The following is a 21,218-nucleotide window of genomic DNA, read 5'->3' as shown; positions in this document are numbered from 1 at the left end:
CATCAAAAATCGTTAATGGCCATGCCACCCCGCAATCGACAAGATAAAGCGGACTTCCGTACCCCTTGGCGGACGGCAGTCAACCGATAAGAACAAAAACGGTGAATCGAATGATCTTCTGTCCATCCCAGGGTTTGCAGGCCCGTCACGCCCTCCTCGCTTCACTGCCGAAAACCGGCCCTGCTCGTTCGCAGTCCGTAGCGGCCGCCGCTCCGACCTACTCAAGGCTGATGTTCGCCGGCGCAGACGCCTGGCGGGCGTCTGTCGCCTTGTCGCCTAGGCTGCTGGTCGTCATTTCCCAGAGGCAGATCCCATGAAGAACCTACTCAATCCTGCCTCGTTCGTTGCACTGTGCTGGGCGGCGTTCCAGATCTATATGGTCTACGGCACCCCGCTGGACCTGATCGTCGCGGTGCCGATTCACATCATGTTCGGCGTCGTGCTGACCTTCATCACTCATCCGCTGCGCAAAGACGATGCCGGTCGCTTCACCGTGACGCGCCTTTCGGACTACCTGCTCGCCGCCGTGGCCGTAGCCATCGCCCTGCACTACCTGCGCAGCGGCGAAATGCTGAACATGCGCATCGCCATGGTCGATCCGCTGTCTACCCTGGACATGGTCGTGGGCATTACCACCGTCGTGCTGGTGATCGAGGCCGTACGCCGTGCGTTGGGCATGGGTTTGACGGCCGTGATCCTGGTGTTCCTGGTCTATCAGTTCATTGGCCCGCAACTGCGCGATGTCCCGATGCTCAGCCTGATCGGCCACGACGGCGAGCCGAGCCGGTTGTTCTTCGAGACCTTCCTCGACATGCAGACGATGCAGAACGAAGGCGTCTTCGGTATTCCCAGCATCGTGTCCTACAACCAGGTCTTCTACTTTCTGCTGTTCGGTGCCTTTCTCCAGCTGTTCGGCGGTGGACAGCTGTTCATGGACCTGTCGGTGCTGCTGGTGGGGCGCTTCCGCGGTGGGATGGCCAAGGTTTCGATCGTCTCATCCACCTTGTTTGGGTCGGTGAGTGGCAGCGCCACGGCAAACGCTGCGGTAATGGGCATGTTCACCATTCCGGCGATGAAGAAGTCCGGAATGAGTGCCGAGGAAGCGGCGGCGGTGGAGGCCACCTCCTCCACCGGTGGCCAGATCATGCCGCCGGTGATGGGTGCCGCAGCCTTCCTGATCGCCCAGTTCATGGGCATCCCCTATGCCGAGGTGGCGGTTGCCGCTCTGATCCCGGCGCTGCTGTTCTACGTCGCGCTGTATTTCGTGGTTGATCTGCTGGCGCGCCGCCGCGGCCTGGCCGGCCTGAGTCGCGACGAACTGAACACCAACTGGGCGAGCGTGCTCAAGCGTCTGTACCTGCTGATCCCGGTGTTCGTGCTGGTCTACCAGATCATGGCGGGCCGCGCGCTGAGCTCGGCGACGCTTCAGGCGATCTGGATCACCGTGGTGTTCGGTCTCTGCACCCGTGCCTGGGAGGGCTTCCGTACTCAGGGCGGCAACGGTGTGCTGAAAGCTGCTGGCTCGGTGGCAAGCGACTCACTGAAGGCGCTGGATTCCGGGGCGCGCGGCGCTATCGCGGTGGCCATTCCCTGCGCCGGGGCTGGCATCGTGGTCGGCATCGCCTCGATCACCAATCTGGGCCTGACCTTCGGCAGCTTCGTCACTGCGTTGTCCGGCGGCATGCTGATCCCGGCGCTGCTGCTGGTGATGTTCATGGTCATTGTGATGGGCATGGGCATGCCGACCACTGCGGCCTACATCATGGGCGCCATTCTCGCCATTCCGGCGCTCGACAAGCTGGGCGTGCCGGCCCTCTCGGCTCACTTCTTCGTGCTCTATTTCGCCGCCTTGTCGATGGTCACGCCACCAGTGGCGTTGGCCGCCTTCGTCGCGGGCGGCATCGCCAAGGCCAACGTGTGGAAGACCGGTTGGGTGGCGTTCCGCTACAGCCTGGCCGGGTTTCTCGTCGCCTTCGCCTTCGTCTTCAGCCCGGCGCTGCTGCTACAGGGTGACTGGCAGGCCATCGTTCCGGCGGTGATCACCGCGGTGATCGGTTGCTATGCGCTGGCCGGTTGCGTGGTGGGCTACCTGCGCGCCCGTAGCTCGCTGTTCGAAACAGTGCTGCTCTTCGTGGCCGCAGCGCTGCTGATCGCGCCGGTGCTCAAGGCCTCGCTGGGTGGGCTCGTCCTGCTCTGTGCGGTCTGGGCCTGGCAGAGCCGCAAGAGCAGGACCATGCAGGCCGACTGCGTGCTGGGGAGATCCGGGGCCTAGCGCCGCGACTCTTCCAAATTCAATTGAGGAGAACAACAAAATGATCAAGACACTCAAGAAGCATGTTGCTGTTGCCCTGCTAGGAAGCGTCGGGTTGTGCGGTAGCGCAATGGCCGCCGAACCGGTGAATGTGAAGTTCGCCGCCGGACCGACCGGTACCACCTGGTACGCCTATGCCGGCGCGCTGCGCGGCGAAATGCTCCAGCGCCTGCCGGAAGGCTCGACCGTCGACATTCAGGGCACGCCCATGGCAATCGCCAATACCAAGTTGCTGGCTGCCCGCCGCGCCGATATCGGCTTGATCTTCCCGCCGGTCGCCGCCTGGGCCCAGCAACCGTTCGGTCCTTTCAAGAGCAAGATCGAGAACATTCGCGGTCTGGTAGGCGGGCTCGATCAGTACTACCAGCGCATCACCGTGCAGAACGACAGTTCCATCCAGTCGATAGCCGAGATCAAGGAGAAGAAGCTCGCCGTGCGTATCGGCACCGGTCCGCAAGGCAGCCTCAACGAGTACATTGCCAAACTGATCCTGGAGGCCAATGGCCTGACCTACGAGGATATCGAGTCTTACGGCGGCAGCATCAGCAAGTCGAGCCTGAGCATCCTGCAGGACCAGTTCGGCGACCGCCAGCTGGATATGATCATCGGCATCACCACCGCAGGCCATCCGAACACCGCACAGCTGTCAATCACCCCCGGCCAACGCTTCCTCGACCTGAGCGATGACGCCGTCAGCCACCTGGAAAAATTCGGTTTCGTCCGCGCCACCATGCCGGCCGGCATGTTCGAAAAGCAGGACCAGCCGGTCAAGGGCGTCGGCTTCAGCACCTCGCTGTATGCCAACCAGACGCTTTCCGATGCCGATGCCTACGCCATCACCAAGGCGGTGATGGACGGCCGCGAGGCGCTGCAGCGCTCGTTCGGTTCGATGAAAGGCTGGACAGCCGAAGGCTCTCTCGCCCCGGCTAACCTGGCCGCCCCGTTGCATCCAGGCGCGCAGAAGTATTACCGCGAAGCCGGCCTGCTCAAGTAACCCTGTTCCGCGCGGCATTGGCCGCGCGGCCTATTTTGTGCCGATCTCAGCGAGGACCAGATGACAGCCGAAAATCAGCCCAACGGCGGACAGGCCATCGTCGAACTGCTCAGGCGCAACGGTGTGGACCGGGTGTTCACCGTACCGGGTGAGAGCTTCTTGCCAGTGCTCGACGCGCTACATGATGCGCCCGACATTGCCCTCGTGGTTTGCCGCCAGGAAGGCGGTGCCTCGATGATGGCCGAAGCCTATGCCAAGACTACCGGACGCCCGGGTGTCTGCTTCGTTACCCGCGGACCGGGTAGCGCCAACGCATTGGCCGGAGTGCATGTCGCCGCGCAGGATTCCACCCCTCTACTGGTGTTCGTCGGCCAGGTGCCGCGTGGCTTGCAGCACCGCGAGGCCTGGCAGGAGGTCGATGTTTCCGCGCTGTTCGGTTCGGTCGTCAAATGGGCCGCCGACCTCCAGGACGTCGCTCGCCTGCCCGAATGCCTGTCGCGCGCCTTCGCCACCGCCCGCTCCGGCCGCCAGGGACCGGTGGTGCTCGGCCTGCCCGAAGACCTGCTTTTCGAGCGCACCACGCCGATTGATGTCGGCCCGGCGCCGGTCAACCAGGGCTACCCATCACCGCAGGCCATGGCTCAGCTGCGCGAACTGTTGTGCGAGGCGCAACGGCCACTGGCAATCGTCGGCGGCTCCGGCTGGAACGCCGACTGCCGCGCACAGCTGCAGGCCTTTGCTGAAGCTCATGCGCTGCCAGTGGCCACGGCCTTTCGCCGACAGGACCGATTCGACAACCAGCACCCCCTCTATGCCGGCGATGCAGGCCTGGGCATGAGCCCCGAACTGGCCAAACTGATAAGCGAGGCCGACCTGCTGATTGCAATTGGTACGCGCCTGGGCGACATCACCACACGCCATTACGAACTGGTCGACGTGCCGAAGCCGCGCCAGCGGCTGGTCCACATCCACCCCGACCCGCAGGAGCCCGGCCGCGTGCGTGTCCCCACGCTGGCCATTTGCGCCTCGGTGGATGGCTTCGTCGACGCAGCCGCCGGCCTGCCGTCCGGGCCACTTCCGAGCGAGCGCGAGGCCTGGGTGAGCCGCGCACGTAGCAAGCGCGAGGCCTGGCAAAGGCCGACCGAGCTGCCCGGTCAGCTGCAACTGGGCGAAATCGTCGCCTGGCTCGGCGAGCGCCTGCCGGCGGACGCGGTGATCAGCAACGGCGCGGGCAACTACACGCTCTGGGTGCACCGCTTTTATCCCTTCCGCGCGTTCGGCAGCCAGTTGGCACCGACATCTGGCTCGATGGGGTATGGGCTGCCCGCGGCAATTGCCGCCAAGCTTGCCCGACCCGATCGACCAGCCGTGTGCTTCGCCGGCGATGGCTGCTTCCAGATGACCTGCCAGGAACTGGCGACCGCAGTCCAGTACGGTGCCAATGTCATCGTCATCGTGGTCAACAACGGCTCCTATGGCTCGATCCGCATGCATCAGGACAAGCACTACCCTGGTCGCCGCTACGGCACGGACCTGGTCAACCCGGACATGGTCGCCCTCGCCCGCGCATACGGGGCCGGTGCGGCGCGGGTGGAGCACACCACGCAGTTCGCCCAGGCCTTCGAGCAAGCCTTGGCTGCCGATCGGCCTTACCTGATCGAGTTGGTGATCGACCCGGCGATCCTGCGGCCCTGAGCCGATCGCCCCGACGGCCGGCCTCCCACAAACGTCGGTGGGCCCCGCTGCCTTCGCGGGAGGCGCGCCCTCGCGGCGATGCTCTCGTTGGAGCGACCGGGGACGCCAACTCGACCGCGAGCTTTTCGCAATGATGCGCGCCTCAAAAGTGCCCCTCGCAGTCAAGACCGCTCCCGCGGGTAGCGTCAGATTATGTGCGTAGGGTGGATGACGGCACAGCCTCAGTTACCGCCTGCTTGGGCCGCTGCAAAGCTTGAGGGAGGCGCGCTGGTGGAAAACGCTGGCGCGGTTTTCCACCCTACGGGGCCGTGCCGCGCCCGGTGGGAGCGGTCGGGGACGCCACGTCTTGACGGCGAACAGGCTTCCACGTCAGCGGGTCCTTCGCGACCAAGGTCGCGCCTACATCGTGGCCGGACTCACCGGCGGGCATACCCCCGTTCAGTGCATCACCGACCCGCCGTCCACGACTACCGTCTCACCGGTCATGAAGGCGCTGTCGTCCGAGGCCAAGAACAGCAAAGGGCCGATGAGGTCATCTGGCGTCTGGTCACGTTTGATGGCCCGGCTCGCAATCACCGGGGCGGTCAACCGCTCGCGCATTTCGGCGTTGGCCACCACGCCCTCGCTCAACACCAGCCCGGGCGCCAAGGTATTCACGGCGATACCGAAGTCTCCAAGTTCGCGCGCCATGGCACGGGACAGTGCCAGCACGGCACCCTTCGAGGTGACGTAGTGCAAGAGGTTCGGCGTACCCTTGAACGGTGTGCCCGATGAGATGTTGATGATCCGCCCATAGCCGCGCGCCTTCATGTACGGCACCACAGCGCGCGCACAGATGAAAGGTCCGCGCACGTTGACCGCCATCACCTTGTCCCACTCGCCGAGGTCGATGTCCTCGAACGCTTTCATCTTTAGCGAGGCGTAGATCGCCGCGTTGTTGACCAGCACATCGATCTGTCCGAAGCGTTCCATCGCGGCGCCCGCCATGATGGTCGCGGACGTTTCGTCGGCCACATCGGTCGTCACGGCCATGGCCTCGGCACCCATGCTCTCTAGCTCGGCGACCAGAGGCGTGCCGTCCAAAACGTCGGCCACCACGATACGCGCCCCTTCGGTGGCCAGCGCCCGCGCGTACGTTGCGCCGATGCCTTGTGCCGCTCCAGTGACGATCACTACCTTGTCTTTCATACGATTCATAGACGTCTCCAGTCAGGCCCGGCCGATGGTCGGGCTAGCGTTGCGACCTTGTAGGTCTCATGAAATGAACGCGGTCACCAAACCCGGCTGCCAGGAGATCAGCACCATCACCAGCAGGGTGACCAGCAGGAACGGCAGCAATGGCCGCATGATTTCGCCCGGCCGGCAGCCCGTGACACGCGAGGCGACGTACAGCGCCGCGCCTACTGGCGGGGTGAGCAGGCCTAGCGTGAGGTTGATGCACATCACCACGCCCAGGTGGTACGCGTTGATGCCGTACACCGATTCGGCCACGGGTAGCACGATCGGCACCAGCAGGATGAGCGCGGCAATGCCGTCGATCACCATGCCGACCACCAGCAGCAGTGCGATCAGCAGCAGCATGTAAATGAACGGGTCATCGGTCATGCCCTGCATGATGGCGCCGAGCTGCTGCGGAATCTGCTCGTAGACGATGACCCAGCCGAACACTGCGGCCGCTGCGACCAACGCCAGCACCACCGCACTGTTGATTCCGACGCGCAGGAGCATGTCGCCCATTCGTTCGGCCTTCATCTCGCCATGGGCGAAACGCCCGACCAGCACCGCCATAGCCGCGCCGACCGCTGCGGCCTCGGTCGGTGTAGCGATACCGCCGATGATGCTGCCGATCATCACCGCCGGCACGCTTAGCGACGGCAGGCTGCCGACCAAGTTGTGCAACACCTGCGCGCGGGTCAGGCGCTCGTTCGGCGGGTACTGGTAGAAGAAGCCGAGCAGCGCGATCACAAGAATGAAACCGCCGGCCATCAGCAGGCCGGGGACGATGCCGGCAATGAACAGGTCGCCGATGGAGATCTGCGCCAGCACGCCGAAGATCACGAACAGCATCGACGGCGGAATCACCGGCGCCAGCAGCGCTCCGGCAGCCGTAGTCGCGGTGGCGAAATTGCGGTCATAGCCCTTCTGGTGCATCTCCGGCACCATGACCTGAGCCATCACCGCCACCTGGGCGTTGGCCGATCCGACGATGGAGGCCAGCATCATGTTGGCGAGGATATTGATGTAGGCCAGGCCGCCACGGACCGAGCCAAGGAACACCGAAGCGAATGCCACCAGGCGGCGGGTGATGCCGCCCTCGTTCATCAGTTCGCCCACCAGCATGAACAACGGAATGGCCAACAGCCCGTAGTTGTCCAGCCCACCGAAGAACTGCTGCGGATACGACAGGAACAACACCCCGTTGCCACTGGATTGGATGTAGGCCATGGCGCTGACGGCCAGCACCAACGCAATCGGCACGCCTATGAACAGGAGCACAGTGAAGAGTCCAATGACCATGTTCTATTCCCCCGAACCGACGGCTGCCGCGGACTCGCTGCCCGGCACCGGAAAGGGCGCGCGCAGGCTGTCGAGCAAGTTGGCCAGTGCATGAATGGCACTGGTGAAGGCCACCAGCGGCAGGATCAGCCAGAACCAGAATTTGGGCACACCCAACGTCGCGGTCGGCTCCTGGTAAACGAAGTTGAAGGACTCGGCCGAGAACGCGTCGAAGTCGAACCCGCTACGCCACAGCGTCACCGGATCGAACCACAGGTAGCAAAGCACCAGCATGGCCAAGGCGAAGCCGAGCACGACCAGGTCCGCGGCGCAGCGCAGCAGCTTGCCCAGACCCGCCGGCACGGCGTCGGTGAGCAGCGTCACCGCCACCGCTTCACGGCTCCGCAGGGTCACCGACAGGCCGAGCATCGCCAGCCAGACCATCATCAGTACCGCCAGCTCGTCGAGCCAGAAGATCGGTGACTTGAGCGCACGCCCGGCCACGTTGATCAGGACCATCAGTGGCAGCACCAGTACCAACACACGCAATGCGGCGCGTTCGCCGCGGCTGATCGCATCACTCAGCGCCCGAATCATAAGCACCTCCGCAGGAACACTCCGGGACGCCCCGCTAGCGCGAGGCTCGACATCACCGCTTCAGGCTGGCCGCTTCGCGACGCAGGTCGGCGAGCACCGGTGCCTTTTTCAGCCAGATGGCTTCCCACTGCGCAAGCGTGTCACCGAAGAACTCGGGGCCCACCGGCGTCACCTTCACGCCGGCCTGCTCGATGCTGGCCTGGGTGTCGGCCTCGGACTTGGCGTAGTGCGCGCTGAGGCTGTCGAGATGCTTGCGGGTGAGCGTGCGGATCATCGAACGGTCGTCTTCCGGCATCTGCGCCCACACGCGCCCCGACATCAGGCCAATCACGGGGAACATCATGTGGTTGCTCTGCAGCACGGTCTTGGCGCGCTCGTACAGGCGCAATTTCCAGATCAGCTCAAGGTCTGCATCGACGCCATCGACCTGACCGTTGGCGAGTGCGTCGTACACGTCTGTGACCGGCATCGGCGTCGAGGCAGCCCCGAGCAGGCGGTAGAAATCCTGCACCGGTGGAAACGGCGTGATGCGGATCTTGCGGCCATCGATCGCGCCGACGTTGTCGGTCGCAAAGGCGTTGAGCATCAGCCGCATGCCGGCGACACCGTAACCGAGCCCGACCACCCCGGCCTTGGCCGGTAGCTGGTTCAGCATGCCCTGAGCGGCCGGCCCGTTGAGCAGCTGACCGGCCTGGACCACGTCATGCACCAGATAGGGGGCGAACAGTGCGCCGAAATCCGGCACTCGGTTGGCGACCTCGGCGGTGGTCATGAAGGCCATGTCCAGCGCACCGGTCTGCAGCTGCTGGAGCATGCGTGCCTCGCTGCCAAGCTGGCCGGCAGGGAAGACAATGACGTTGTACTTGCCGCCGGAGCGCTCCTTTAGCTCATCACCCATGGCCTGCGCCGCCTGCGACCAGGCATGCGAGCCCGGCACGATCAGCCCCATGCGCAGATCCTTGGCCATCGCACCCGCGCTGAAGACCAAACCGACGATCGAACAGAGGGTATACAGCAGTCTTGTCGCTTTTTTCATGGCTCACCTTTTTGTTGTTGTAAGGCTCGTTTAAAGCAACTTCTTCGAAGGCAGAATCAAGCAGGCGACACCGTGGGGCGCGACCGAACTTACTTGCCATTTCGCTCAGCACCGCACAGCACTTTGTACAAAGAACCTGTTGTTCCACCGCCAAGCTGGCCATTTGGAAGATTGGTGCCGGCCAGCGGAACGGGGTGTATTCCGGACCCTAGCCCAAGGACGGACAATGCAGCCATTAGGGAATAATGATGCGTCGGATCAGCGATCGTTATGGGGGTGAAGATGCGCCCTTGAGACTTCTAATAATTTGAATTCCAGCATCGCCAGCAACTTTCGTTAGAACTAGCGAGGCATCGTTGGCACTGATGGGCTGCATCAGAAAAGCTTAATAGGCAGACGTTGGCGACGCTCCTAGCATGGCCAAAACAATAACCACGAGAGAATTCGCCATGCCGCCCATGCACTCCTCTTCGGCCGCTTCCACGCCCACGGCTCTGCCGGTCGGCGCCAGCCTGCGCGGCTGGCTGGACCATCTGCAGCAAACCCAGCGACTGAGCGTCATCCGTCCGGGTACCGATTTGCGCTTTGGTGTCGCGGCGATCGCCAACCGCCTGGACGGTCAAAGTGCTTCGCTGTTCCTGCAGCCCGGCGGGCATGACATCCCGGTGATCTCCGGCTTGCTCTCGGATCGGCAGTGGATGGCCGAGGCGATGGGCGTCGAGCCCAGCCAGGTGCTTGCCCGCTTCGAGCACGCCAGCCTGGAGCCGTTGCCCTGGGCGTTGACCGACGACGCACCTTGCCAGCAAGTGGTGCACCGCGACGTCGATCTGCTGACCCAGTTGCCGATCCCGACGCACAACGAACACGACAGTGGCGCCTACATCACCGCTGGTTTGCTGATCACCCGCAACCCGCGTACCGGGGTGCAGAATGTGTCCATCCATCGCCTGCAGGTGAGTGGACCGAACCGTCTCGGTGCTTTGCTGCTGCCCCGGCATGCACTTGCATTCTTTCAGGAAACCGAGCGCGAGAATGAAGATCTGGAAGTGGCCGTGGTGATCGGTTGCGATCCGCTCACGCTGATGGCCTCGCAGGCCATCGTGCCGATAGACCACGACGAGTTGGAGATTGCCGGCGCGCTGCATGGCCGCCCGCTGCCAGTGGCCAAGTGCCTGACCAACCGTATTCGCGTACCGGCCGAGGCGGAAATCGTCATCGAGGGTCGGTTGCTGGCCAACACCCGCGAGCAAGAGGGCCCGTTCGGCGAGTTTCCGCAGTACTACGGTGAGCGCGCCGAGCGCCACGTGATTGAAGTCGATGCCGTTACCCACCGCCAGGCACCGATGTTCCATACCATCGTGGGGGGCGGTCTGGAGCACCTGCTGCTGGGCGGCATTCCGCGCGAAGCGACGATGCTCGCGCACCTGCGCCGCAGCTTCCCTTCGGTGCGCGACGTGCATCTGGCGCGTGGCGGTGTGTGCCGTTACCACCTGTACGTGCAGATCGACAAACGCTCCGAAGGCGAGGCGAAAAACATCATTCTTGGCGCGCTCGGTGGCCACTACGATATCAAGCATGTGGTGGTGGTCGACACCGACGTCGACATCCACGACCCCACCGAAGTCGAGTGGGCAGTGGCCACTCGCTTCCAGGCCGACCGCGACCTGGTGCTGATTCACGAATCGCAGGGTTCCAAACTCGATCCGTCGACCCGTGACGGTGTCGGTTCGAAGATGGGCTTCGACGCCACTGTGCCGCTGTCGGCGCCGCCGATGCGCTTCAAGCGTATCCGCGTGCCGGGCGAAGCCGAGGTCGACCTCACCGCGGTCGCCCAGCCGGCCGGCGCCGATTGGCAACACCTGTTCGGCCAGTCGCACAACGGCTGATCGACTGTGGGTAACGCGCCGCGCGAACGGCCCGAAGGTCATTCGCAGGGCTCGCCTTCTCTCGACGCGAAAGCGTCCAGGCGATACACCGGCGCTACCCGCCCTACAAGGTGCCGGTCCCGAAACGCCACACGTTCAGGGCAGGACAAGCAACGGCCAGGAGCCCTTGCGCACAGCTGAAAAACAAGCACCAGCAGCTTTGCCGGACAGGAGATCGAGATGCAGCAGGCACGACATTTCATTGAGGGCCAGTGGTGCGACGATGGCGAGTGGTCCGATAGCCTCGACCCGGCCAACGGCGAACCCCGCGGCCGCTTCGCCGACGGCGGCGAAGCCCAGGCGCGCTACGCCGTCGAGGCGGCCGCACGCGCCTTCAAGAACCCCCAATGGGCGCAGAATCCGCGCCTGCGCCAGCAGGTCATGCTCGACTGGGCGACCGCGCTGAAGTCCCGTCAGGACGAACTGGCGCAGCTGCTCACACGCGAAAACGGCAAGCCGTTGGCACAGTCCCGTGGCGAGATCGGCGGTGCCATCTCGGAAATCCTCTATTACGCCGGGCTGGCGCGACACAATCCCGGCCACGTGCTGGAGGTCGCGCCGGGTGAATTCTCCACCATGCTGCGCGAACCGGCCGGCGTGGCCGCGCTGATCATTCCCTGGAACGCCCCGGCGGTGCTGCTGGTCCGGGCATTGGCGCCAGCACTCGCCGCCGGTTGCACCTGCGTGGTCAAGCCGGCGCCGCAGACCACCTTGTTCAATGCCGCCTTCCTCGAGCCGCTGCTGGAGCTGCCGGCCCTCGAGCCGGGCGTGGTCAACCTGTTCGCCGAGACCGGTCATGCCGGCGCCGCCTACCTGGTCGCCACACCGGAGGTCGACGTGCTCAGTTTCACTGGTTCGACGGCAACCGGCACGCGGATCATGCAGGACGCCGCACTGACCATGAAGAAACTGTCGCTGGAGCTGGGTGGCAAGTCCTGCTGCCTAGTGCTGGAAGATGCCGACATCGCCGCGGTGGCGCCGAAGCTGGCAGCCGCCGCGACCATCATCTCCGGCCAGCAGTGCACCGCCGCCCGCCGCGTGCTGGTGCATGCCAGCCGCGCGACGGAGATGAAGAAAGCACTGACTGCTGCGTTGGCCGAGATCCGTCTGGGGCACGGTCTCGAAGCCGCCACGCAGATGGGGCCGCTGATCGACCTGCGCTCGCGCGAACTCGTCGACCAGCGCATTCGCGAATCGATGGACAGCTGCGACGAGGTGCTGCTGGCCGGAGGACGACCGAGCGGTATGCCGGACAGCGGCGCCTTTCTGTCGCCGACGTTGATCGCCCACCAGGACAGCGGAGCCTTCTTCTGCCAGGAAGAGATCTTCGGCCCGCTGCTGGTACTGGAGACGTTCGAAGACGACATCGAGGCGGTACACCGTGCCAACCATACCGAGTTCGGCCTCTCTGCCAGCGTCTGGACCTCCGACGGCGCTCGGGCGCTGCGCCTGGCCCGGGCGTTGCGCAACGGCACGGTGTGGATCAACGACCACAACAAGCTGTTCGCCGAAGCGGAAACTGGCGGCTATCGCCGGAGCGGGCTGGGTCGGCTGCACGGCTACGACGCGCTGCTGGATTTTACAGAGCTCAAGCACGTCTACCAGAATGTCGGACCCCTGTAGACCGACATGTCGAGGTCGATATGGAACTGCGCCAGCTTAAGTACTTCACCTGTCTGTACGAAGAAGGGTCTGTGACCAAGGCGGCGCAGCGCTTGAACATCGTCCAGCCGGCCCTGTCGATGCAGATCGCCAAGTTGGAAGAAGAACTCGGCCAGCCCCTGTTCGAGCGCACACCCAAGGGCATGACGCCGACCGAGGCCGGTGTGCAGGCCTATCGCCTTTTCATGCCGATCCTCGGCGAGCTGCTCGAGGCGCGGCAGACGTTGATCGACCGCAGCGGCAAGATCGGAGGGAGGATCAACGCCGGCCTGATCGCCTCGGCCGCCAACCAGGCGCTGGCCAGCACCCTGGCCTATTTCGTTGAGCATCATCCGGACGTCGAAATGCAGGTCAGCTACGGCTACAGCCAGGATCTGATCGACCGGGTGCTGTCCGGCGCACTGGACTTCGCGGTGATCAACCAGAGCTTCCAGCAGGAACACCTGCACCGCCGGGACATCCTCGACGAGGAACTGCTGGTGGCGACCGGGGCTACGACCCGTCTTCGCCTGCCCACGCCTATCCCGCTTGCCGCGTTGGGCGAGCTGAAGCTCGTGCTGCCCTCGCGCCGACACGGCCTACGCATGGTCATCGACCAGGCGCTCGCCGCGCAGGGCCTGGACCTATCCCCGCACCTGGAGCTAGACGACTTGACGGTGATCGAGAGTTTCCTGCGCCGCAGCGACTGGATCAGCGTCCTACCGGCCACGGTGCTGCAGCGTGGCCTCGAGGATGGGGCGCTACGGGCCTATCCCCTGGCCGCCCCGGGCATCACCCGGCGCATGGTCTGCGTGCACGACAGTCGTCGCCCGCTGACCCCGGCGGCGACCCTCTTCATCGACATCATCAGCAAGACACTGGGCACCGCGCTCAACGCCATCCATTTCTACAAGGAAGGCGCACTACAGGATGCAGAAAATGAACACAGCTAGTCCCCGCCCGCAGCGGCTCGTCATCGGCATTTCCGGCGCGTCCGGCGCGATCTACGGGGTACGCCTGTTGGAGCTGCTGCGCGACACCCCAATCGAGACCCACCTGGTGGTGTCCAAGTCGGCACTGATTACGCTCTCCCACGAGACAGGGCTTTCCTGGTCGCAGCTCAAGCCGATGGCCACTGTGTGTTACTCCAACCAAGACATCGGAGCGGCCGTCGCCAGCGGCTCCTTCAAGACCATGGGCATGATCGTCGCGCCTTGCTCCGTGCGTACGATGTCTGAAATCGCCAGTGGCGTGACGTCCACCTTGCTGACCCGCGCCGCCGACGTGATCCTCAAGGAACGCCGGCGCCTGGTCTTGATGGTGCGCGAGACGCCGCTGCACCGAAACCACCTGCGCACCATGACCGAGCTGGCCGAACTCGGCGCCATCATCGCTCCGCCGGTGCCGGCCTTCTATGCCAAGCCGGCATCGCTGGCGGAGATGGTGGACCACACCCTCGGCCGCGTGCTCGACCTGTTAGACATCGAACTCGGTGTGGTCCGACGCTGGCGCGAGACACCGGAAGACCTCCCCACGCTCGACGAAGTCGAGATGACGATCCGCGAGCGCTGAAGGGCATGCCGGCCGCCTGCCAGACACCGCCATCGTCACTGGGCCAAGGCCGCCAGGAACTCGCTGATCAGCTCGAGCACCTGCGGGCGAGCCTGGTTCTGCGGGAAATGCCGGCAGTGCGCAAGCATCACCGTCCGACAGGGTCCGCTGACCGTGCGAGCGATAGTCTCAAGCTGCGCCGCGGTGGCGAATTCGTCCTCGCGGCCTTGAATGGCGAGCAGCGGCACCTGGATACACGACAGCTCCCGGTGCAGGTTCCAGGCGGTGAATGCGGGGTTCAGCCAGGCCTCGCTCCAGCCCAGGAAGGCGCCGTCGAGGTTGTCGCCATGATAGGCATGCAGGCGTTCGCGCAGATCGCCGCGGGCGTAGGCCTTCACCGTGAGCCGCACGCCCTCGACGCTGGCCGGCTCGACATCGACGTGCGGCGCCAGCACCACCACGCTCCGCACGCGCGGGTCCTGGCGGGCCGCATAGGCGAGCGCGATGGAGGCGCCGTCGCTGTGTCCGATCAGCACCACCTGATCCAGCCCGAGGCCATCGAGCACACGTTCGAGCTCGTCAGGCCCGGCCACACTCAGGTAATCGAGCGGCCGCGGGAGGGACACCGGACTGGACTGACCATAGCCCTGCCGGCTGTACGCCAGCACCGGCGCCTGGCAGGCCTCGGCCAGCTGAACCGGGAAGTCCTTCCACAGCGCGAGGCTGCCGAGGCCCTCGTGCAACAAGACGAGCGTAGGGCCGGTCGAACGGGCCGGGCGCAGGAGCTGGTATTCGAGCCTGGCGGCCTCGGTTTCGAGGTAGTGTCGGTGCGTCATGGAGTACGGGCCCGTGTGACTGGGGCTCGGAGGTTAACCGATTTGCGCGGCGCCACCGGCGACCGCATCCGTCGTTATGGGGACTCTGACAATGCGCCAACTTGACCTTCAGGTGGTAGAAACCGCCTTAAAGTGGGGCCGCGAGGGGCGCGCCGTCTGGCTATGCACCGTGCTCTCCACCTACGGCTCGGCGCCGCGCGGGCCGGGGGCCATGCTGGTGGCGCGCAACGACGGCCAGTTCGTCGGATCGCTCTCCGGCGGCTGCGTGGAAGAGGCGTTCCTCGAAGCGCTGTCCGACGGCGAGCTGCGTGCGCCAACGCAGATCGTTCGCTACGGCGAGAGCGACGACCAACGCCACCGGCTGCGGTTGCCCTGTGGCGGCGTGCTGCAAGTGTTGGTCGAGCATCGCGCCCCGGACGAGGCCTGGGCTGACCACCTGCAGGATTTGTACGACGCCCTGCTCGGCCAGCGCCGCTTGGTCCGTGACCTCGACCTCACCAGCGGCGCCTTCGCCCTGGTGGCCGACCGCGGTGGCGAGGTGACTCAGCTGGATGGCGAGCGGGCGCGGGTGCGCATCGGACCGGTGCTGCGCCTGATCCTCGCTGGGCTCTCACCGGTGGCCGAATACTGTGCCAGCTTCGCCCGTGCCATCGGCTGCGAAGTGATCGCCTGCGATCCGCGCGAAGAGATGCATGAACGCCCGCTCGACGGGGTACGCGTGCATCGGGTGATGCCATCGGAGTTCATCGCCGCCGGCAATTGCCACGAGGCCACCGCGGTGGTCGCCCTCACCCATGACCCGCGCATCGACGATCTGGCGCTGATGGAAGCGGTGCACACACCGGCCTTCTACATCGGCGCCATGGGCTCGCGGCAGACGTCCGCACGGCGAGCCGAGCGCCTGGCACGGGTCGGCGGTCTGGCGGCCGAGCAGATCGCCCGCATCCGCATGCCGATTGGCCTGGATCTCGGCAGTAGGACGCCCGCCGAGATCGCCCTGTCGGTAGTCGCCGATGTGCTGCGGGTCTACCACGGCAAGGCCCGCGATGCGCTCTGAAACGAAGGTGGCAGGCCTGTTACTGGCCGCTGGCGCCGCCCGGCGCTTTGGTGCCGACAAGCGCCGGGCACGCCTGGCTGACGGCAGGACACTGCTGGAAGCAAGCCTTGCCAATGCCGCGGCCACGTTCGACGAGTTGCTGGTGGTCATACGTGCCGGCGAGACGCTCGATGACCTGCACCTGCCGCCGCAAGTAAGGGTCCTGCGCACACCGCACGCCGAGCGTGGCCTGGGTGCCAGTCTCGCCGCAGGCGTCGCAGCCCTGTCAGCCCACCCGGGCGATGCCCTTGCGGTGCTGCTCGGTGACATGCCCTGGATTCGCCCCCAAACCTATGCGCAGGTGATCGGCGCGGCCGACGACCAACGGATCGTGCAACCATGGCATGCTGACCAGCCAGGTCATCCGGTGGTGTTCGGCCGCGCCTTCTGGCCGGCCCTGTGTGCACTCGACGGCGATGAGGGTGCGCGCCGTCTGATCAGCCGTAATGCCGCTCACTACCTACGGCTGTCGGTCGACGACCCTGGCATCCTGCAGGACGTCGACCATCCGACCGACCTCGACGAGCGCATGGCGCCCGCCGCTCCTTCCACCCGCCTACCCGTAAGGAGCTAGCGATGTCCACCGCACAACGCGTTTTCCACGGTAAGTTTGGGCGAGTTGCCCTACTCGACATGGACCGTCCGCTGGTTACCCACTCGCATCATGAGTGCCATGTGCTGATAAAGGCCTCGGGTGCCGACACCTTCTTCAACGTCAACGGCCGCCAGGTACCGCTGACCGACCGCAGTGCGGTGCTGGTCAATGCCTGGCAACCGCACTACTACGATTTCCAACCCGGTGCCGCGCAGACGCAGATCCTGGCGCTGTACATAGAGCCGGCCTGGCTCGCCGATGCCCAGCAGTCATTGGCGCTGAGCGCCCACCCGGGGTTCTTCTCCCAACCGAGCATTGAGCTCAGCAGCAAGAACCGGACGATGGCCGACCAGCTGATCGCGGAGGCCTGCAGCGTTGGCCTGGTGCCGCGCGAGCGCATCGAGTTTCTGCTGTTCGACTTCCTCATCGAGCTGATCGAGGACTATTCGCAGTGGAAGCAACTGCGCCGCCTTGGCGCCCAGGTTCGCCAAGGTTTTCGTGATGCGCGCATCCGCCGCGCCTGCGACTATCTGCAGACCCACCTCGATGACCCGGACTGCTTGACCAATGCGGCGCAGGCCGCCGGGCTTTCGCGCGCGCATTTCTTCACCCTGTTCCGGCAGGACACCGGAATGACGCCGACGCTCGTGGTTAACGACGCGCGCATGCGGCGAGCCTTCATCTGGCTGGAACACGAGCGCAGCGGCACCCTCGGTCAGCTTGCCGAGTTACTGGGCTTTTCAGAGCAAGGACACTTCACGCGTTTTTTTCGCCAGCACATCGGTGCGTCTCCAAGCCAGTATCGACGGGTGGTCGATAGCTATGACGCATGCGATGGCTCAATCATTGATTGCTCACTCCCGACACGTCTCAGCAAATAGGGAGCTCATTGGCCGGAGTAGGCACGGCGGATCTGCAGCCCTGCACCTTCACGCCATCAACCACACGAACGCACTGATGCTCAGGAACGACATCACTGTCGCGGCCACCAGCCCTGCAGCGCAGCGTTGTTCCAGACCATAGCGCGCACCGAGAATCGGATAGATGCTCATCATCGGTGCAGCAGCCATCAGCACCCCGGCGGTTCTCAGTGCCGGGTCGGATATCGGCAGCAGACTGAAACACAGCCATACCAGCAACGGATGCAGGATGAGTTTGCCAATCAGCAATTGCCCCACGTCGAGCGCCATGCCGCCCGGCTTCAGGCCGTTCAGGCTGGCACCAATGACGAACAGCGCGACGGGCGCCGACGCCTGCGCCAGCATGTCGATCGCGCGCATGACGAATGTCGGCGGCCTGACGTCGAGCGTGGCCATCAGCAGTGCCAGGACGATTGCGATCAGCACCGGATGACGGACCAGATTGCGCAGCGTGCCGAGCAAAGCCGTACCGACATTGCCGCCGTTCTGTTGGCCCAGTTCGGCCAGCGTCAGCGCCAGGGGAATCAGCAATGCATTCTCGATCATCATGCCCAGGGCCAGCGCCACCGCGGCAGGACCGCCGACGACCAGCACGACGATGGGATAGCCGACGAAACCGCTATTAGAGACCGACATGCCCAGGCCCGCCAGAGCGCTGCCGCTGAGGTTGTCCTTGCGAACCAGGCGCGCAAAGGCGTAACCCAGCCCGAAGATCAGTAACGAACCGAGCCCGTAACCGATGAGGTAATTCCAGTGAATCACCTCGTGCAACGGCCGTTCGAGTAGCGCGCGTATGACCAGTGCCGGCAGCGCCAAGGTGATCACGAAGCGCCCCATCCCGGCGACCTGGTCCCGGCTAACCAGCGCTGCCCGGCTGGAAACGAAGCCAATGGCGATCAGGATGAAGATGGGCGCGGTGATGGCGAGGATGGAAAGCATCGGTCTTCTTGATCGAGGTTTGCCGGAGGGTCAGGCGCGAAGCTGCACCCATCGCTGAGCATACGCGACGCCCCGGTTCGCTAGACGGCCGTGTTGGGTTGTTTGGCCTCGGCGTCGCCATTAGTGTGCGATTGTCGATTCGCCTTGCCACGACGCCAGCGCTGCAGCCGCTCGGACCAGGCCAACGGGCGCTTCGCACCGTGCGCCTGGCGCCATGCTTCGGCGACGGCGACGCTCGCTTCGGCCAGCGTGGGGTTAAGGTGCACGACCTTGTGCAACTTGTTGAGACCGAGTTTGTGCTTCATCGCGACCACCAGGACGCCCAAGGCCTCGCTGGCACCATCGCCGACGAAGGTGGCGCCGAGAATCCGGTCACGGCCCTGGTCGGTCAACACCTTGACGAAACCCCGGTTACCCGCGCTCAGATAAGCCGTCGCCATGCTTTCGAGCGGAATCAGGGTGACCTCGTACTCCTGTTGCACGGCTTGAGCCTGCTCCTCGGTCAGGCCGACCATGGCGACTTCGGGCGACGTATAGGCGGCCCTCGGCACCACCCTGTCGCTGACCGCCACACGCCGCAGCCCCGAAAACAAGGCGTTTCTCGTGGCGAATCCTGCCCGGTGCGCCGCTTCGTGCGTCGTGGTGTCCGGTCCCGCGACGGCGCCCACGGCGTAGATGTTGGGGTAACGCGTGGCGAGGTACTCGTCCACTTCCAGGCTGCCGTCTTCACGGGTGCTCAAGCCAAGCGTATCCAGCCCCAGGTCGTCGAGACAGGCCTGACGACCGAGCGCGATCAGCACGCGATCGAAGTCGACCGCCGGGCTGGCCCCGCCCTCACCCGCTGCACAGATCAACCGATGCGATGCCCCTGCCCGTTCGAATCGCTCTGCGCTGTGTTGCGGCAGCAACCGGACGCCGTCGGCCTCCAGCGCCTCGGCAATGGCCTGGCGTGCCTGCGGCTCGAAGCCCTCGAGCAATTGCTCCTGCTCGAACACCATGGTCACCTGGCAACCCAGCCGCTGCATCGCCTGGGCCAGCTCGCAGGCATTTCCGTCACTGCCAAGGACCAGCAGCCGATCAGGGCGCTCCTGCAGCTCCCAGAGGTTTTCGGAGGTCAACGGGTCGACCTCATCGATCCCCGGGATCGGTGGCAGATAAGCGTGGCTGCCGGTTGCCAGAATCACGGCACGTGTGGAGATGGCACGATCGCCGACCTCCACCGTCCAGGGCGAGGTCAGACGCGCCTCGCCTTCAAGCACCCGCACGCCCATTTCTTCATAGGCATCGACCGTCACGCGCGCCTGCGCTTCACCGAGCGTGTGCCGCACCTGCCGCATCACCTTGGCAAAATCGACGTCCGGACACTGCCCCTCTCCAAGCGTGTCGCCTCGGCGCAGGGCGTGGGTCATGTTTGCCGCACGCATCAGCGCCCGAGCCGGCACGCTGCCGCTGTGCAGAGCGGCACCGCCGAGCTGCCCACGCTCGACCAGCCCGACCCGCGCCTTCAACGACGCGGCAATGCGTGCGGCAGTAAGCCCTCCGCTGCCCGCGCCGATGACCAGCAGGTTGTAATCGAAGCCCTTGGGTTTGCTCCAGCCGCGAAATGCCTTGCGAGCCTTGTACAGCGTCAAGAGCCGCGTAGCCGCCAAGGGGAACACGGCGAGCAGGACCAGGGTGCCGATCATGCTCGGCGATAGGATGTCTGAGATCTCGCGGATGCGCGACAGCTGCAACCCGGCATTCACATAGACGACGTTACCGGGCAGCATCCCGGCCTGAGTCGTCCACCAGAAGGTCCAGATGCCAACGCGCGTCAGCCCCAGCGCCGGATTCAGCAGGACGAAGGGAACGATGGGAATCAGCCGCAGGGAAAACAGGTAAAAGGCGCCATCCCGCTCCAGACCGCGGTTGATGCTGGCGATCTGTTTGGAGAATCGTCGCTGAACCCAGTCACGCAGAAGGAAACGGCTGATGAGCATCGCGATCAGCGCACCCAGGTTACTGGCGAAGGACACCAGCAACGTGCCGCCGAGCAACCCGAACAGCGCCCCGGCCAGGATGGTCAGCACCACCGTGCCGGGAAATGACAGGACGGTCAGCGCAACGTAAGCCGTGAAGAACACGGTCGCCGCCCACCAGGGATGCGCCTGGACCTGATCCCTGAGCGCGCCACTGCGCGACTGGATGGTCTCCAGCGTCAGGTACTCACCCAGATCGAACCAGAAAAAGCAGACCGCCCCGACGACGAAGGCCAGGACGATCAGGATTCGTGTCAGCTTCATGCGCGCCCTGCCCTGCGGTCAGCGCAAGCGCCACGGTCCGGGCGCGACGCGGCGCGATCCGGTGAGGCGGCGGTTCGAAATGGGTAGGTCAAGTTACGGCTCTCGTCGGGGTGCCTAGGTTCGAACCTTCCGGCGCGCCAGTGTTCCGGCCAAGGTGATCGTCAGCGTCAGATCAACCCGGTCGTCATCGGGGCTGAACGTTTGAAAAGGGCGAATCGTCTACACCCATGCCACAGCGGTTACGACCCTGTAGCTTTCCAGGAACGAACCCGATCCCGGCGAGCGGACCGCCATCATCTGATTG

At 64.8% G+C, this 21,218-nt stretch carries 17 protein-coding genes; 10 read left to right on the top strand and 7 right to left on the bottom strand.

The features are described 5' to 3' along the window. The first annotated feature begins 313 nt into the window (after window positions 1-313). From MST27_RS07310 to MST27_RS07300, 3 genes are read left to right on the top strand one after another with little or no spacing between them, the layout of a single operon-like run. A complete protein-coding gene (locus MST27_RS07310) occupies window positions 314-2,272 on the top strand; it encodes a TRAP transporter permease (RefSeq protein ID WP_243605341.1) in 1,959 nt (652 codons plus the stop codon). 40 nt (window positions 2,273-2,312) lie between these two features. After that, window positions 2,313-3,305 carry a TAXI family TRAP transporter solute-binding subunit gene (locus tag MST27_RS07305; protein ID WP_243605340.1) on the top strand — a complete coding sequence of 331 codons (993 nt, stop codon included), beginning with the start codon at window positions 2,313-2,315 and terminating at the stop codon, window positions 3,303-3,305. Between the two features lie 60 nt (window positions 3,306-3,365). After that, window positions 3,366-5,000, top strand: a complete 1,635-nt coding sequence (locus tag MST27_RS07300) for a thiamine pyrophosphate-binding protein (RefSeq protein WP_243605339.1) — start codon at window positions 3,366-3,368, stop codon at window positions 4,998-5,000. A gap of 438 nt (window positions 5,001-5,438) precedes the next feature. On the opposite strand, the gene MST27_RS07295 is transcribed toward MST27_RS07300, so the two are convergent. Genes MST27_RS07295 through MST27_RS07280 form a run of 4 tightly spaced genes read right to left on the bottom strand, consistent with a single transcriptional unit; the run spans window position 5,439 to window position 9,129 of the window. Beyond that, window positions 5,439-6,197 (bottom strand): SDR family NAD(P)-dependent oxidoreductase, encoded by a 759-nt coding sequence (locus MST27_RS07295; protein ID WP_243605338.1) that lies wholly within the window; start codon window positions 6,195-6,197, stop codon window positions 5,439-5,441. Between the two features lie 57 nt (window positions 6,198-6,254). Then, a complete protein-coding gene (locus MST27_RS07290) occupies window positions 6,255-7,517 on the bottom strand; it encodes a TRAP transporter large permease (protein ID WP_243605337.1) in 1,263 nt (420 codons plus the stop codon). 3 nt (window positions 7,518-7,520) lie between these two features. Then, window positions 7,521-8,093 (bottom strand): TRAP transporter small permease, encoded by a 573-nt coding sequence (locus tag MST27_RS07285; RefSeq protein WP_243605336.1) that lies wholly within the window; start codon window positions 8,091-8,093, stop codon window positions 7,521-7,523. A gap of 52 nt (window positions 8,094-8,145) precedes the next feature. Next, the gene (locus MST27_RS07280) at window positions 8,146-9,129 is read right to left on the bottom strand and encodes a TRAP transporter substrate-binding protein (protein ID WP_243605335.1); all 984 of its coding nucleotides are present in this window, start codon (window positions 9,127-9,129) and stop codon (window positions 8,146-8,148) included. 449 nt (window positions 9,130-9,578) lie between these two features. Between MST27_RS07280 and MST27_RS07275 the strand changes: the two genes are divergently transcribed. The 4 genes from MST27_RS07275 (at window position 9,579) to MST27_RS07260 (ending at window position 14,267) form a co-directional block, all read left to right on the top strand. Continuing rightward, window positions 9,579-11,015 carry a UbiD family decarboxylase gene (locus MST27_RS07275; protein ID WP_243605334.1) on the top strand — a complete coding sequence of 479 codons (1,437 nt, stop codon included), beginning with the start codon at window positions 9,579-9,581 and terminating at the stop codon, window positions 11,013-11,015. Between the two features lie 219 nt (window positions 11,016-11,234). After that, entirely contained in the window at window positions 11,235-12,677 is a 1,443-nt protein-coding gene (locus MST27_RS07270) for an aldehyde dehydrogenase family protein (RefSeq protein ID WP_243605333.1), read from the top strand. A gap of 20 nt (window positions 12,678-12,697) precedes the next feature. Beyond that, complete coding sequence (locus tag MST27_RS07265; RefSeq protein WP_243605332.1) at window positions 12,698-13,648, top strand: LysR family transcriptional regulator; 951 nt, start codon at window positions 12,698-12,700, stop codon at window positions 13,646-13,648. Continuing rightward, a complete protein-coding gene (locus MST27_RS07260; RefSeq protein ID WP_243605331.1) occupies window positions 13,635-14,267 on the top strand; it encodes a UbiX family flavin prenyltransferase in 633 nt (210 codons plus the stop codon). The genes MST27_RS07265 and MST27_RS07260 overlap by 14 nt, the downstream gene beginning before the upstream one ends. Window positions 14,268-14,302: 35 nt before the next feature. Here the strand turns inward: MST27_RS07260 and MST27_RS07255 are convergent, their stop codons facing one another. Further along, window positions 14,303-15,082, bottom strand: a complete 780-nt coding sequence (locus MST27_RS07255; protein WP_243605330.1) for an alpha/beta fold hydrolase — start codon at window positions 15,080-15,082, stop codon at window positions 14,303-14,305. Window positions 15,083-15,173: 91 nt separating this feature from the next. On the opposite strand from MST27_RS07255, the gene MST27_RS07250 reads away from it, so the two are divergent. From MST27_RS07250 to MST27_RS07240, 3 genes are read left to right on the top strand one after another with little or no spacing between them, the layout of a single operon-like run. Next, a complete protein-coding gene (locus tag MST27_RS07250) occupies window positions 15,174-16,139 on the top strand; it encodes an XdhC family protein (protein ID WP_243605329.1) in 966 nt (321 codons plus the stop codon). Beyond that, entirely contained in the window at window positions 16,129-16,752 is a 624-nt protein-coding gene (locus MST27_RS07245; protein ID WP_243605328.1) for a nucleotidyltransferase family protein, read from the top strand. Before MST27_RS07250 ends, MST27_RS07245 begins: the two co-directional genes overlap by 11 nt. 2 nt (window positions 16,753-16,754) lie before the next feature. Next, window positions 16,755-17,654, top strand: a complete 900-nt coding sequence (locus MST27_RS07240; protein ID WP_243605327.1) for a helix-turn-helix transcriptional regulator — start codon at window positions 16,755-16,757, stop codon at window positions 17,652-17,654. Window positions 17,655-17,702: 48 nt separating this feature from the next. Here the strand turns inward: MST27_RS07240 and MST27_RS07235 are convergent, their stop codons facing one another. Together MST27_RS07235 and MST27_RS07230 are read right to left on the bottom strand one after the other, a co-directional pair. After that, window positions 17,703-18,632, bottom strand: a complete 930-nt coding sequence (locus tag MST27_RS07235; protein WP_243605326.1) for an AEC family transporter — start codon at window positions 18,630-18,632, stop codon at window positions 17,703-17,705. 80 nt (window positions 18,633-18,712) lie between these two features. Beyond that, window positions 18,713-20,914 carry an FAD-dependent oxidoreductase gene (locus tag MST27_RS07230; RefSeq protein ID WP_243605325.1) on the bottom strand — a complete coding sequence of 734 codons (2,202 nt, stop codon included), beginning with the start codon at window positions 20,912-20,914 and terminating at the stop codon, window positions 18,713-18,715. Window positions 20,915-21,218: the final 304 nt, after the last annotated feature.

The organism is Stutzerimonas marianensis (genome assembly GCF_022810315.1).
Lineage (GTDB): Bacteria > Pseudomonadota > Gammaproteobacteria > Pseudomonadales > Pseudomonadaceae > Stutzerimonas > Stutzerimonas marianensis.
The sequence above is the reverse complement of the archived record's forward strand: the minus strand, read 5'-3'. Positions and strand labels throughout refer to the sequence as shown.

Coding starts and splice junctions, on each gene's coding strand:
- MST27_RS07310 (WP_243605341.1), top strand. CDS start 314: ATGAAGAACCTACTCAATCCTGCCTCGTTCGTTGCACTGTGCTGGGCG.
- MST27_RS07305 (WP_243605340.1), top strand. CDS start 2,313: ATGATCAAGACACTCAAGAAGCATGTTGCTGTTGCCCTGCTAGGAAGC.
- MST27_RS07300 (WP_243605339.1), top strand. CDS start 3,366: ATGACAGCCGAAAATCAGCCCAACGGCGGACAGGCCATCGTCGAACTG.
- MST27_RS07295 (WP_243605338.1), bottom strand. CDS start 6,197: ATGAATCGTATGAAAGACAAGGTAGTGATCGTCACTGGAGCGGCACAA.
- MST27_RS07290 (WP_243605337.1), bottom strand. CDS start 7,517: ATGGTCATTGGACTCTTCACTGTGCTCCTGTTCATAGGCGTGCCGATT.
- MST27_RS07285 (WP_243605336.1), bottom strand. CDS start 8,093: ATGATTCGGGCGCTGAGTGATGCGATCAGCCGCGGCGAACGCGCCGCA.
- MST27_RS07280 (WP_243605335.1), bottom strand. CDS start 9,129: ATGAAAAAAGCGACAAGACTGCTGTATACCCTCTGTTCGATCGTCGGT.
- MST27_RS07275 (WP_243605334.1), top strand. CDS start 9,579: ATGCCGCCCATGCACTCCTCTTCGGCCGCTTCCACGCCCACGGCTCTG.
- MST27_RS07270 (WP_243605333.1), top strand. CDS start 11,235: ATGCAGCAGGCACGACATTTCATTGAGGGCCAGTGGTGCGACGATGGC.
- MST27_RS07265 (WP_243605332.1), top strand. CDS start 12,698: ATGGAACTGCGCCAGCTTAAGTACTTCACCTGTCTGTACGAAGAAGGG.
- MST27_RS07260 (WP_243605331.1), top strand. CDS start 13,635: ATGAACACAGCTAGTCCCCGCCCGCAGCGGCTCGTCATCGGCATTTCC.
- MST27_RS07255 (WP_243605330.1), bottom strand. CDS start 15,082: ATGACGCACCGACACTACCTCGAAACCGAGGCCGCCAGGCTCGAATAC.
- MST27_RS07250 (WP_243605329.1), top strand. CDS start 15,174: ATGCGCCAACTTGACCTTCAGGTGGTAGAAACCGCCTTAAAGTGGGGC.
- MST27_RS07245 (WP_243605328.1), top strand. CDS start 16,129: ATGCGCTCTGAAACGAAGGTGGCAGGCCTGTTACTGGCCGCTGGCGCC.
- MST27_RS07240 (WP_243605327.1), top strand. CDS start 16,755: ATGTCCACCGCACAACGCGTTTTCCACGGTAAGTTTGGGCGAGTTGCC.
- MST27_RS07235 (WP_243605326.1), bottom strand. CDS start 18,632: ATGCTTTCCATCCTCGCCATCACCGCGCCCATCTTCATCCTGATCGCC.
- MST27_RS07230 (WP_243605325.1), bottom strand. CDS start 20,914: ATGAAGCTGACACGAATCCTGATCGTCCTGGCCTTCGTCGTCGGGGCG.